The sequence below is a fragment of the Marinobacter sp. F4218 genome, from assembly GCF_019443085.1.
In the GTDB taxonomy this organism is placed as follows: domain Bacteria; phylum Pseudomonadota; class Gammaproteobacteria; order Pseudomonadales; family Oleiphilaceae; genus Marinobacter; species Marinobacter albus.
In genome coordinates this window covers 160,363-173,316 of the sequence record NZ_JAHZIL010000003.1, presented here as the reverse complement: position 1 = coordinate 173,316, position 12,954 = coordinate 160,363, and the positions used below count along the sequence as shown (strand labels likewise).

Below are 12,954 nucleotides of genomic sequence, written 5' to 3'. Positions count from 1 at the left end.
GGTATCTGAGGGGCTGCTCAAATCTCGAGTAACGGGTTTCGTCCCCAGTTTCTCAGTATGTCGTTCAGCGCGATCAAAGGCAGGCCTATGAGACTGTTCGGGTCGCGCCCGTCCATGCGGCTGAACAGGGAGATGCCAAGCCCCTCCATGCGGAAGCTCCCTGCGCAGTCGTAGGGTTGCTCCCTGCGAAGGTAAGCGTCAATCTCTTCGAAACTAAGGTCTCTGAAGTGCACCGCAAAGGGTTCGCAGTGGTTCTGGATGTTTCCGGAGCCGGTGTCGAGCAGGGTCAGGCCGGTCATGAACAGTACTTCGTGGCCGCTGCTCTGGCTCAGTTGCCGGATTGCCTGTTCGTGATTTCCGGGTTTGTTAAGCAAGGTGCCGTTTGGCAGGCAGGCGACCTGATCAGAGCCGATTATCCAGTGCGCAGGATAGCTATCGGCAAGGCTACGGGCCTTGGCCTCTGAAAGTCGGGTGGCCAGCTGGTCTGCGGTTTCCCCCGGTTCCGGGGTCTCATCAATGTCGGGGCTTGCGGTCTCAAAGGGCAGGCCCAGCCTTTTCAGCAGGTCCCGGCGGTAGGGTGACGAGGAGGCCAGCAGCAGAGGGGAAGAGGGCATCGAGAGATTCCTTGTCGCGTTTGTTGGTGTCGCACGGGCCAGCTTATCGTAAAATACACCTATCTTCCGCCAACCCCCTGGCCAAAAGACAACGAAGTCTTTGACACCAGCGGGCCGCGCCCCTAAAATTGCGCGCCTATGTCAAAAGCTCCGCACGCCGAGTTGCCCAAGTCCGTCGATCCCTACCGATTGGCGGAACATAACAGCACACTGGAGGGAGAAATCCCCCTCAGTGCGTTGTCTCGTTTCCGGGAAGCAGTGCTGGGTGTTGATGAAGGCGCCGTCTGCAGTGTCAGGCTCTCCTTTTACATGGATGCCGAGCGCCGCCGCATTGCATCAGGAGAGCTGGAGGCTCCGGTCAGACTGGAATGTCAGCGTTGCATGAATGCCATGCAAACGACGCTGGTATCCCGGTTTACTCTGGGGCTCGTGACCAGCGATGAGCAGGCGCAGCAGTTGCCGAAAGATCTGGAACCGTTCCTGACGGATGACTTCAGTGCGGATCTCTGGTCCATGGTTGAGGACGAGCTGTTGTTGGTGCTGCCGGCATTCCCGTTGCACGACCGGAACGAGTGTCCGGCTCGGGAAGAGTTGGAGGCCTATGAGCCTGACAGTTCGTCCGCGCAGCCGGAGGAGCCACGAAAAGAGAATCCCTTCAGCGTGCTGGCGGATCTCAAGAAGACGAAACATTAAGCGGGTGCGGGCTCTGTTCGGGAGTCGGCGCCGTACAACGAACACACGTTCTATTTACGTTAACAGGTCAGGAGCATAATCATGGCTGTACAGAAAAACCGTAAGACCCGTTCCAAGCGTGGCATGCGTCGTTCGCACGACGCCCTGAGCGCTACCGCTCTGTCCACCGACGCGACTACCGGCGAAGTTCATCGTCGTCACCACGTCTCCCCGGACGGCTTCTACCGCGGCAAGCAGGTAATCGAAGCAGGCGACGAGTAAGCTCTCAGCGAAAAGGCGCCGCCCAGTGTCGGATGGAGAAACGGTGAAACCGGTTACCATTGCGATTGACGCCATGAGCGGCGACCGCGGCGCCACAGTGGTGGTTTCCGCGGCGCTGGACGCGGTGCGAGAAAACGAAGCCTTGAGTATCGTTCTGGTTGGTATACGGAGCGAACTCGAGGCTTTGTTGCGTGAGGGGCATGCCAGAATCCGGATCGTCGAGGCGGCAGATGTCGTCCGGATGAACGAGCGCCCGTCCCATGCGCTTCGCCACAAGAAAAACTCTTCCATGGCCATTGCTCTCGGGCTGGTCCGGGACGGAGAGGCGCAAGGGTGCGTAAGCGCCGGAAACACGGGCGCCCTGATGGCGTTCGGTCGGTCCATCATCCGGATGTATCCGGGAATCGAGCGTCCGGCCATCTCCAAGCTTATTCCATCGCTTCGTGGGCGCTGTCACGTCCTGGATCTCGGGGCGAATGTCGACTCCACTGCAGAAAATCTCTACCAGTACGCCCTGATGGGATCGCTTATGGCATCGGCCATGTCGCGCCAGTCTGAGCCGCGCGTGGCGTTGCTCAACGTTGGCGAGGAAGAGATCAAGGGCAATGAGCAGGTGCGTCTTGCGTCCCATATGCTTGCACAGTGCGATACCATCAACTACATCGGTTACGTTGAGGGCAGCGACCTGTTTCGGGACGTGGCTGACGTGGTTGTCTGTGACGGTTTCGTTGGCAACATTGCGCTGAAAACCGGCGAGGGTGTTGCCGGGCTGCTGATTGAGTTGATGGAGCAGGCCTTTACCCGAACCCTGTACGGGCGGATAGTGGGGTTGATGGCCAGGCCTATTATTGGCCGGTTGCTGCGGCTAATGGACCCGTCCCGCCACAATGGTGCCAGTCTGCTCGGTTTGCAGGGGGTTGTGATAAAAAGTCATGGCAACGCCAATGAGCGGGCCATGCTGGCCGCAATTCGCCAGGCCGTGAGGGAGGTGGAGCTCGAAGTGCCGCGCCGCATCAATGAGCGTCTCGACGATCTCATGCTGTAACTGTCTGAGACTAAAGTCTGTCCTGTTTTTGTCCTGCATTCGCGGATAATTGGCCTAACTTGTACTATTGGCTAATCTCCCGAAACCCCTCAATGACGTTAAGATCCTGTTTATGAAATCAGCCTTTATTTTTCCCGGTCAAGGGTCCCAGTCTGTCGGCATGCTCTCCGCAGCGGCAGAGGCCTGGCCCATCATCAACAGAACTTTCGCCGAGGCGTCCAACGTGCTCGGGTATGATTTGTGGCAAGTCTGCCAGAAAGGTCCTGCCGAAGAACTGAATCAGACCACGGTGACTCAGCCTGCACTGTTGACTGCGAGTGTTGCCTTGTGGCGGCAGTGGTTGGTCGCCGGTGGTGGTGGCAGTCGCCCCGATTTTGTGGCGGGCCACAGTCTTGGTGAGTACAGTGCGCTGGTGGCGTCTGAGAGCCTGGATTTCGTCGAGGCCGTCAAGCTGGTTCGCCTGCGTGGCGAGTTGATGCAGGAAGCGGTCCCGGCTGGAGAGGGCAAAATGGCGGCGATTCTCGGTCTTGAAGACGAGGACGTGGTGGCAGCATGCGAGAGCGCTGCTCAGGGTGACGTGGTTGCCGCGGTCAATTTCAATGCGCCGGGACAGGTTGTGATCGCTGGCTCCGCTGCCGCTGTCGAGCGTGCTATCGAGGCATGCAAGGAAAAGGGTGCGCGCAAAGCGATGCCTCTTCCCGTCAGTGTGCCGTCCCACTGCGCGCTGATGAAAGGCGCCGCCGAAGAGTTGGCAGAGGCGCTCGAGGACGTGCGATTTAATGACGCTGTCATACCGGTTATACAAAATGTTAACGCCGCTGCCGAGACCAATTCCGATACACTCAAGGCCAATTTGCTGAAGCAGCTCTATTCGCCGGTTCTTTGGACGGATTCGGTGCGGACGCTGGTCAACAACGGCGTTGAAGTGGCTGTTGAATGTGGCGCCGGCAAGGTACTGGCCGGTCTGGTCAAGCGTATTGATCGCGGGCTGACGGTTCACGGTATCGAAGACCCGGATTCTCTGGCAAAAGCGCTGGACGCATTCGGTCAGTCATAACGAAAGGGAGTTATTCATGTCTCTGGAAGGCAAAACCGCACTGGTGACCGGTGCAACTCGTGGCATTGGTAAAGCGATTGCCCGGGCACTGGCAGAGCAGGGCGCTGAAGTGGTCGGTACGGCCACCAGTGCCGAGGGTGCCGAATCCATTTCAAACGATCTCAAATCCGCTGGTCTGAAAGGCTACGGTATCGTCATGAACGTGGCGGATCCCGAGAGCATCGATGCCGGTCTGAAGGCGATAGCGGAGAAGTCCGGTGCACCGCAGGTGCTCGTCAATAATGCCGGCATTACCCGGGATAACCTGTTGATGCGTCTGAAAGACGATGACTGGTCCTCGGTTCTGGAAACCAATCTGTCGAGCGTCTACCGCACCAGCAAAGCCGTGCTTCGGGGCATGGCCAAGGCGAAGTGGGGCCGGATCATCAACATCAGTTCCGTGGTTGCCGGTATGGGCAATCCGGGGCAGGCTAATTACTGCGCGGCCAAGGCTGGCGTCGAAGGCTTTACGCGCAGCCTGGCCAAGGAAATGTCGAACCGGGGTATTACCGCAAACTGCGTCGCACCCGGGTTTATCGACACGGATATGACAAAAAAACTGGACGACAAGCAGCGTGAGGCTATGCTGGAAATCATACCTGCGGGTCGTCTTGGTGAGCCGGAAGAAGTTGCAGCCGTAGTTGCCTTCCTGGCCTCAGATGCAGCCGGATACGTAAGTGGCGAGACCATTCACGTCAACGGCGGAATGTACATGGGATAAGCGCCTGGCGTTGCTTTCACGCAACCCCTTGTCGCACAACATGTTTGACCGAATCCCTGCTTGTTTGCAGGTAGGGTTTAATCTAAACTGGCAGCACTAGAGTTGCTTGGTTGACACACAAAGTGAGGACATTATGAGTACAGTTGAAGAGCGCGTTAAGAAGATTGTTTGTGAACAGTTGGGCGTAAAAGAGTCCGAAGTTCAGAACACATCTTCTTTTGTAGAGGATCTTGGCGCTGACTCACTGGACACCGTTGAGCTGGTCATGGCACTGGAAGAGGAATTCGAAACTGAGATTCCTGATGAAGAAGCCGAGAAACTGGCCAGTGTTCAGGACGCGATCGACTACATTGTCGCGCACACCTGATACTCTGCAGTTATAAAAGCCAGGCAAGAAGCCGTCCTTGTGACCAAACTAAGGACGGCTTTTTTATTGGCCGGAGTTCGGGTTCAATCGGTGAACGGAAGCACTCAGACTAGATTCAGGTGAAAGGGGTTATGAGCAAACGACGGGTTGTCATCACAGGCATGGGCATGTTGTCTCCTCTGGGCAACGACGTACAGAGTTCCTGGGAAGGCGTTCGCACAGGTCGCAGTGGAATAGGCATGATCGAGCGTTTTGACACTTCCGGGTACAACACCCGTATTGGTGGAGCCATCAGGGATCTGGATCTTGAACCGTGGCTGTCCACCAAGGACGCCAGGAAGCTTGACGCCTTTATTCATTACGGTCTGATTGCGGCGCAACAGGCTGTCGATGACAGCGGTTTGAACGACTATGACGAGCTCGATAAGGAGCGTGCGGGTATTGCCATCGGTTCCGGTATTGGTGGTCTGGAGTACATTGAAAAGAATGTCCTGACCATGGACAAATCCGGTCCCCGAAAGGTGTCGCCGTTTTTCGTACCTGCGTCGGTCATCAATATGATATCCGGTAATGCTGCCATCCGTTTCGGTTATCGTGGTCCCAACATTGCCATTGTCACCGCCTGTACCACGGGTACCCACAACATTGGGTATGCGGCACGAACCATTGCCTACGGCGATGCAGACGTGATGCTTGCGGGTGGTTCGGAAATGGCGACCACGCGCACGGGGATTGCTGCGTTCTCCGCGGCTCGGGCGCTGTCCACGCGCAATGAAGAGCCGGAAAAAGCCAGTCGTCCCTGGGACCGCGAACGTGACGGCTTCGTGTTGAGTGATGGCGCGGGTGTGGTGGTTCTGGAAGAGCTGGACCATGCCAAAAGGCGGGGGGCGACCATCTACGGAGAGGTTATCGGCTTCGGCATGAGCGATGACGCCCATCATATTACCGCGCCACCGGAAAGCGGGGAGGGGGCTGCTCGTTCCATGCAGAACGCGATCCGTGATGCCGGCATCAGTTCCGACGAGATTGATTACATCAACGCTCACGGCACGTCCACCCTGGTGGGCGATGTGGCTGAGGTGGCTGCCGTGAAGAGTGTCTTTGGTGATCATGCCCAGAAACTGGCAATGAGCAGTACCAAATCCATGACCGGGCACTTGCTCGGGGCCGCGGGTGCGGTTGAAGGCATATTTTCGGTACTTGCAATTCGCGACGGACTCCTGCCGCCGACAATTAATCTGGACAACGCGGATGAAGGCTGCGACCTGGATTTCGTCGCCAATGCCAGTCGCAATGCTGATGTGCGTGTGGCGCTTTCCAACTCCTTCGGTTTTGGTGGCACCAACGGGACCCTGATCTTTCGCCGTTACGAGGGCTGAGTAGTCCCATGCTCAACCTGTTCTGGGCGGACGAGGCCGGTCTCCCTGCCAATGATCGCGGACTTGCCTACGGTGACGGTCTGTTCGAGACCATCCGTATGGAAGGGCGGCAGGGTGTCCTGCTTTCACGGCATATCAACCGCCTGGTCCGGGATGCAGCGCGACTGGGCATTACGGTATCGGGAAGCGAGTTAAAGTCGGTCTGTGCCCGGGCGGCTGACCGGTTGTCCGGGGGTTTTGATGGCGCTGGCTGGATTCTCAAGCTGACCCTGACCCGAGGTGGGGGCGGCCGTGGCTATCGTCCGGATTCAGCCATGGTCCCAAACCTGATGGTATCCGGGACCTCACCCCCGCCCCAGACCGACCCCGCCGGAGTTGTCGCGGACTTCTCCCGAGTCCCTCTGACGGTGAATCCCCTGTTTGCGGGCATCAAGTCGCTGAATCGGCTTGAGCAGGTGATGGCCGCACGGGAGCTGGACGACCGGCTGTTTGAAGTCATCATGTCGAACAGTGCTGGGCATCTGGTCGAGGGCACCAGAACCAACCTTCTGGTCAAGGTCCGTGATCGCTGGGTAACGCCGCCCGGTGCCTCATTGGCGGTTGCTGGAATCATGCGTGAATGGGTACTCGAGCGTTTGCGGGAGCGAGGAGAGCATGTGGAGGAGCGTCCGCTGACCACGGACGATATCCTGGGTCCGGATTGCCGGGGCCTGTTCCTGCTCAACAGCGTACTCGGAGTGGTCCCGGTTCGCACTCTCGCCGACCATGATTTGCCTGTCGAAACCGGACTTGCGACAATCTTCAATCCTTTCGAACTACTGGAATAATTCCCTTGCTCAAGAAGTTACTGATAGCCTCATTTAGTGCGGCGATACTGGTTGCAACCGGCACCGGGCTCTGGGTGTGGCAGGGTTTGCAGACCCTTGAAAAGCCCGTGGCTCTGGACGAGCCGGTTCTGTTCAGTGTGCCCAGTGGTGCCGCGTTCAGTCAGATTGCCCGAATGCTCGAGCGTGAAGAGCTGGTTGATCAGAGTCTTTGGCTGCGTCTGCATGGGCGCCTCTATCCGGACCAGGCCCGGATTCAGGCCGGCGAGTATGAGTTTACCGATGGCATGACGCCGCTGGACATGGTTGCTGCCATGGTGTCGGGTGATACCAAGCACTGGTCCGTTCAGTTTATTGAAGGCTGGACGTTCAGTGACATGAGGGCTGCCCTGGCCCGGACAGAGCGACTTGAGCAAGTCACCAAGGACTGGACGGATGACGAAATCATGGCGGCAGTAGGGGCCGAGGGCGAGCACCCGGAAGGTCGCTTTTTCCCGGATACCTATCTGTTTACCAGTACCGAAACGGATCTTGATCTCCTCAAGCGCGCCTTCAACACCATGTCGGCGGTACTGGAGGAGGAATGGGCTGGCCGCGAGGAAGGGCTGCCCTACGATACCCCCTATGAATCGTTGATTATGGCCTCCATTGTCGAGCGTGAAACCGGCGCGCCGTATGAGCGAGAGCAGGTGGCCGGTGTATTCGTTCGCCGATTGCAAAAAGGCATGAGGCTGCAGACCGATCCCACGGTGATCTACGGTATGGGCGACAAGTACCAGGGACGCATTGGCAGCCGTGATCTGCGCACGCATACCCCTTATAACACCTACCGGATTGATGGTCTTCCGCCGACGCCGATAGCATTGCCGGGCCGCGAGGCCATTCATGCGGCGCTGAACCCGGATGATGGCAATGCGCTTTATTTTGTTGCCCGGGGGGATGGCACGCACAAATTCTCCCGGACGCTGGCGGAGCACCAGAAAGCCGTTCGCGAATTTCAGCTCAATCGTCGTAAAGACTATCGGTCGTCACCAGCCACCCAGAGTGATGAAGATAATGGTAGTGGAGACCAGTGATGGCCTTGCGCGGTCAGTTTATTACCTTTGAGGGCACCGAGGGGGTTGGGAAATCCACCCAGTTGGCGAACGCTGCGGCAACCCTCGAGGCCCTTGGCGTTGACGTCCTCGTCACCCGTGAGCCCGGGGGCACGCCAATGGCAGAAGCCATCCGGGAACTGCTGCTGACCCCCCGGGATGAACCGGTAAACGATCTCACTGAATTGCTGCTCATGTTTGCCGCCCGGGCCCAGCACTTGCACACCCGTATTCTCCCGGCATTGGAACAGGGGCAGTGGGTACTTTGCGACCGGTTCACCGACGCCACCTTCGCTTACCAGGGCGGCGGGCGTGGCGTTCCCGTTGACCGGATCGCTCAGCTGGAAACTCTGGTCCAGGGGGACCTACGGCCAGACCATATCATCCTGCTGGATGCACCGGTGGAGACTGGCATGAGACGCGCCAGCCAGCGCGGTGAGCTCGACCGTTTCGAGCAGGAGGCTGTGTCGTTTTTCCAGCGTATCCGCGACACCTATCTGGAGCGCGCAGAGGCTGCGCCTGAGCGGTACAGCATCGTCGACGCCGGAGATCCGCTTGAGCAGGTCAGCGCCCATGTACGTGACCTTGTGTGCAAGTTTCATTCAGATCTGCTTTAATTAAGTAACATTCTCAGTAATTAAGGTCCGTTCGCGTCTATGCTGGATGCACGCCTACTGAAGTTGCCCATTGCCTCTCATCAGCACCGACATGAGCATCATCAGATCGTGGTGGGCGTTCAGGGCGAAGCGGAACTCAGTGTGGACGGCACCGGTTCCCACCTGGATACCTGGAAAGCCTGCCTGGTCCCGACCGAGGCCCGCCATGACTATTGTGGCGACAATCAGAATCATGTTCTGGTCATCAACCTCGACCCTTACATTCCCGCGATCAACACACCCGCTCACGGCGATTACGAGTGTCTCGCACCACTTTTTGAGCGCCCCCGTACACTGGGGATGGACAACAAGTTACAGGGGCTTGTGCAGTTCGCCGCCGGAGAATTCGATCGGTCACCGTCGAACGACAGTATGAAGCGCCACCTTGCGGCCAGCATTCTTCATTGCATGGCGGAACGGCTGAACGCGAGTCGGACGGTTGCGACGAACCGTCAGGCGGTTCGCCCGGATACAGTGCGGCGTTACATCATGGAAAATCTCCATCGCAAGATCACCGTTCAGGATCTTGCGGGTGTGGCCTGTCTCAGCGTCAGTCGTTTCCATGAAATGTTTCGGGAAGTCACCGGCGTGACCCCGCACCAGTTTCTCCTCCAGACCCGGCTGGACCAGGCGGCCCAGCTCCTCATGTCCACCTCTCTTTCCGTCTCGGAAGTCAGCTATCGCACGGGGTTTTCGTCCCACAGTGCGTTGACCAATGCCTTGAGAAAACACAAGGGCACGACCCCCACAAAGTTACGATTTGGTGAAAAAGTAGCCTAAATTGCGAAAAGATCGGCTTTTTCGGACGAATTTATAAAAGAATCGTAGGATTTTGTAAGCCGCGGGTCCGTAGTAATACTAAGTTAAACGGTAACTTAATTCGTCAGAGTTGCAGGCCTTTTTGCGCCAGTGTGATGACGCTGTAATCACGAACCGGATGCCGGCCAAAACCGGACATTCATAACAGGTGCCGACATGTTTCACGCGAGCAAGGTTCTAGAGCCTGCCTTCCAGGAGCAGCCCCGATCTGTCTTCTGGCAGGGCCTGGTTGCGAACTATGCTGTGGACGAAGCCGGGTACCTGCAGGAGCTGATCGCACTTGCTCAGAGTGATGCGGCTGAAGATCGGGCGATCACCGAAACCGCTACCGGATTGATTGCCAAGGTGCGTGAACAGGACGATGCTGTCCATATGATTGACGCGCTGTTGCAGGAATACAGCCTCGATACTCAGGAAGGCATCTTGCTGATGTGCCTGGCCGAAGCGCTGATGCGCATTCCCGATAAGTACACGGCCGATGCCCTGATTCACGACAAGATGTCTGTGGCGGATTGGCAGAAGCACGTGGGACGCAGTGAGTCGACGCTGGTCAACGCCTCTACCTGGGGGTTATTGCTGACAGGGCGGGTCGTGAAGATGGATAAGCGCCTGGACGGGTCCCCGTCCAGCGTCTGGAAACGACTGGTGAAGCGCAGCGGAGAGCCAGTCATACGCAGTGCGATGTACCGGGCGATGGGCATCATGGGGAAACAGTTTGTCCTCGGCCGAGACATTGATGAAGCGCTCAGGAATGCCCGGGACTATCGTGAGATGGGCTACACCTATTCCTTCGATATGCTGGGGGAAGCGGCGCTGACCGCAGAGGACGCCGCCCGCTACCTGAATGACTATATGAAAGCCATCGAATCGGTGGGCGCTGACTCGGTTCCCGGTCATCGTGAGCCCCGGCCTTCTATTTCGATCAAACTTTCCGCTCTTCATCCCCGCTATGAATACGCCCAGGAGGAGCGAGTTCTCAAGGAGCTGTATCTCACCGTTCGCGATCTCGTGACCTTTGCGCGTGAAAGGCATGTGTCCATCACGATTGATGCGGAAGAGATGGATCGGCTGGAGATCTCGCTGAAGCTTTTTGAAAAAGTTTTTTCGTCCAGTGCTGCCAAAGGGTGGGGCGGCTTCGGGCTGGTTGTCCAGGCGTATTCCAAGCGCGCCCTGCCGGCATTGTGCTGGCTGACCAAACTGGCAAAAGAGCAGGGCGATGAAATCCCGATCCGGCTGGTCAAAGGTGCCTACTGGGATACTGAAATCAAAATCTGTCAGCAGTTGGGCCTGACGAGTTACCCGGTGTTTACCCGCAAGGAAGCGACGGACACATCCTACCTGGCCTGCCTGCGGTATCTATTGAGTGACTACACCGATGGTGCGCTTTATCCGCAGCTGGCCAGTCACAATGCCCATACCGTTGCCTCTGTGTTGGTTATGGCCAGAAATCGCGAGCGCAAGATCGAATTCCAGCGGCTGCATGGCATGGGGGACGCACTCTACAACAGCATCCTCAAGGATAACGACATTCCCGTGCGCATCTACGCGCCGGTTGGAGCCCACAAGGACTTGCTGCCGTATCTGGTCCGGCGGCTGCTGGAAAACGGAGCAAATTCGTCGTTTGTTCACCGGCTTGTGGACGCTGCGACGCCGATCGAGGCACTGGTCCAGAATCCCGTTCAGGAGTTGCTGAAATACGAGTCCATGCCGAACGACCGAATTCCTGCACCTACGGACATTTATGGACAGGAGCGCATCAATTCCCGGGGCCTGAATATTCAGGTTGAGACGGATCTCGCCTTCCTGCTGAGCGGTCTCGACCAATGGGGGGGGCAGAGCTGGACTGCCGGGCCCATCATTGGCGGAACTCGCCATATCGACGGCGAGCGCGTCGAGGTCCGCTCGCCCTATGACAACTCTCGCTTGGTTGGATCGGTCGTATTCGCCAGTGAACGGCATGCTGAGGAAGCGCTCGCGGTCGCACGCAACGGCTTTGGTCCCTGGAACGCCCGCCCGGTCCAAGAGCGGGCGCGGTGTCTTGAAGCCTATGCCGATCTGCTCGAGAAAAACCGGGCTGAACTCATTGCCATTTGTTGCCGGGAAGCGGGAAAAAACCTGCAGGATGGCATTGATGAGGTCCGAGAGGCCGTGGATTTTTGCCGCTACTACGCGATACAGGGCCAGGCCCGTTTCGGCGATGCCATTGCCATGCCCGGGCCGACCGGGGAAAGCAATGAACTTTACATGGAAGGGCGGGGCGTCTTCCTGTGCATCAGCCCCTGGAATTTCCCACTGGCTATTTTTACCGGCCAGATCATGGCGGCTCTGGTATCCGGCAACAGCGTCATTGCCAAGCCGGCCGAGCAAACGAGCCTGGTGGCGGGTCGTGCTGTTGAGCTGATGCTCGAGGCTGGCTTTCCACCCGATGTAATTCAACTGTTACCCGGTGATGGCGCAAAACTTGGCGGCAAACTGACCCCGGACCCCAGGATTGCCGGAGTTGCCTTCACCGGATCTACTCAGGTGGCGCGGCTGCTCAACCGCACGCTGGCCCAGCGTGAGGGTGCGATTGTGCCGCTGATTGCCGAAACCGGCGGCCAGAACGCAATGATTGTGGACAGCAGCGCGCTTCCGGAGCAGGTGGTTCGTGATGTGCTTCATTCTGCCTTTGCCAGTGCGGGTCAACGGTGCTCTGCGCTGAGGGTGTTGTATCTTCAGGAGGACGTTGCCGAGCGGGTGGAGTCGATGCTGGCGGGTGCCATGCGGGAACTGTCCGTGGGTAACCCGGAGAAATACAGCACCGACATCGGTCCGGTGATCGACGCCGAGGCCCGGAAGGGACTGCAGGAGCATCTCAACGAGCTCGAACAGTCTGCCCGCTTTATCGCCCGTTCGCCGTTGCCGCCATCGTGTTCGGTGGGGCATTTTGTGGCGCCGTCAGCCTACGGTATCTCGCGCATGGACGATCTGAAGTCGGAACACTTCGGGCCCGTTCTGCATGTGATCCGATACAAGGCCGAGCTGCTGGATGCGGTGATGGAGGAGATCAATGGCGCCGGGTATGGCCTGACGCTTGGTATCCACAGTCGCAGCGAATCGACCGCCGCCTGGATTGAACAACGTGCCAAAGTCGGTAACTGCTACATCAACCGTGACCAAATAGGTGCGGTCGTTGGTGTGCAGCCGTTTGGTGGTCTGGGGCTGTCCGGTACTGGTCCGAAAGCAGGCGGGCCACACTACCTGCAGCGGTTTGCAACCGAGCGAACCAGGACCATCAACACCACGGCTGTGGGGGGCAATGCGTCGCTGTTGTCACTAGGCATTGAAAAAGTTTAGGAATTACAAAAGTATAGTAACGACACGGATGTCGTCTAGAATTCGGGTA

Annotated in this window: 13 protein-coding genes; 12 read left to right on the top strand and 1 reads right to left on the bottom strand. The window is 57.9% G+C overall.

Annotated features, from left to right (window positions below; all coding sequences use genetic code 11):
* Nucleotides 1–17: 17 nt before the first annotated feature.
* Nucleotides 18–614 carry a Maf family protein gene (locus K0B93_RS04695; RefSeq protein WP_219866106.1) on the bottom strand — a complete coding sequence of 199 codons (597 nt, stop codon included), beginning with the start codon at nucleotides 612–614 and terminating at the stop codon, nucleotides 18–20.
* A 138-nt stretch (nucleotides 615–752) separates the two neighbouring features.
* Here K0B93_RS04695 and K0B93_RS04690 point away from each other — a divergent pair, with 138 nt between their 5' ends.
* The 12 genes from K0B93_RS04690 to putA all read left to right on the top strand — a co-directional run bounded on the left by K0B93_RS04690 (nucleotide 753) and on the right by putA (nucleotide 12,905).
* The gene (locus K0B93_RS04690) at nucleotides 753–1,307 is read left to right on the top strand and encodes a YceD family protein (protein ID WP_219866105.1); all 555 of its coding nucleotides are present in this window, start codon (nucleotides 753–755) and stop codon (nucleotides 1,305–1,307) included.
* Nucleotides 1,308–1,388: 81 nt separating this feature from the next.
* On the top strand, nucleotides 1,389–1,568 hold the full coding sequence (gene rpmF, locus K0B93_RS04685; RefSeq protein WP_219866104.1) for a 50S ribosomal protein L32: 180 nt from the start codon (nucleotides 1,389–1,391) through the stop codon (nucleotides 1,566–1,568).
* Between the two features lie 43 nt (nucleotides 1,569–1,611).
* On the top strand, nucleotides 1,612–2,613 hold the full coding sequence (gene plsX, locus K0B93_RS04680; RefSeq protein ID WP_285367789.1) for a phosphate acyltransferase PlsX: 1,002 nt from the start codon (nucleotides 1,612–1,614) through the stop codon (nucleotides 2,611–2,613).
* Nucleotides 2,614–2,725: 112 nt separating this feature from the next.
* On the top strand, nucleotides 2,726–3,670 hold the full coding sequence (fabD, locus tag K0B93_RS04675; protein ID WP_219866102.1) for an ACP S-malonyltransferase: 945 nt from the start codon (nucleotides 2,726–2,728) through the stop codon (nucleotides 3,668–3,670).
* 16 nt (nucleotides 3,671–3,686) lie between these two features.
* Nucleotides 3,687–4,430, top strand: a complete 744-nt coding sequence (gene fabG, locus K0B93_RS04670) for a 3-oxoacyl-ACP reductase FabG (protein ID WP_219866101.1) — start codon at nucleotides 3,687–3,689, stop codon at nucleotides 4,428–4,430.
* Nucleotides 4,431–4,563: 133 nt separating this feature from the next.
* Complete coding sequence (acpP, locus tag K0B93_RS04665) at nucleotides 4,564–4,797, top strand: acyl carrier protein (protein ID WP_007154069.1); 234 nt, start codon at nucleotides 4,564–4,566, stop codon at nucleotides 4,795–4,797.
* A 131-nt stretch (nucleotides 4,798–4,928) separates the two neighbouring features.
* Nucleotides 4,929–6,176 (top strand): beta-ketoacyl-ACP synthase II, encoded by a 1,248-nt coding sequence (gene fabF / locus K0B93_RS04660; protein WP_219866100.1) that lies wholly within the window; start codon nucleotides 4,929–4,931, stop codon nucleotides 6,174–6,176.
* An 8-nt stretch (nucleotides 6,177–6,184) separates the two neighbouring features.
* A complete protein-coding gene (locus K0B93_RS04655; protein WP_219866099.1) occupies nucleotides 6,185–7,003 on the top strand; it encodes an aminotransferase class IV in 819 nt (272 codons plus the stop codon).
* A gap of 5 nt (nucleotides 7,004–7,008) precedes the next feature.
* Nucleotides 7,009–8,076, top strand: coding sequence for an endolytic transglycosylase MltG (gene mltG / locus K0B93_RS04650; RefSeq protein WP_228743308.1), 1,068 nt, complete (start codon nucleotides 7,009–7,011; stop codon nucleotides 8,074–8,076).
* Nucleotides 8,076–8,711, top strand: a complete 636-nt coding sequence (gene tmk / locus K0B93_RS04645; RefSeq protein ID WP_219866098.1) for a dTMP kinase — start codon at nucleotides 8,076–8,078, stop codon at nucleotides 8,709–8,711. Before mltG ends, tmk begins: the two co-directional genes overlap by 1 nt.
* A gap of 39 nt (nucleotides 8,712–8,750) precedes the next feature.
* A complete protein-coding gene (locus K0B93_RS04640; protein WP_219866097.1) occupies nucleotides 8,751–9,530 on the top strand; it encodes a helix-turn-helix transcriptional regulator in 780 nt (259 codons plus the stop codon).
* Between the two features lie 195 nt (nucleotides 9,531–9,725).
* A complete protein-coding gene (gene putA, locus K0B93_RS04635; RefSeq protein ID WP_219866096.1) occupies nucleotides 9,726–12,905 on the top strand; it encodes a bifunctional proline dehydrogenase/L-glutamate gamma-semialdehyde dehydrogenase PutA in 3,180 nt (1,059 codons plus the stop codon).
* The last annotated feature ends 49 nt before the right edge of the window (nucleotides 12,906–12,954 follow it).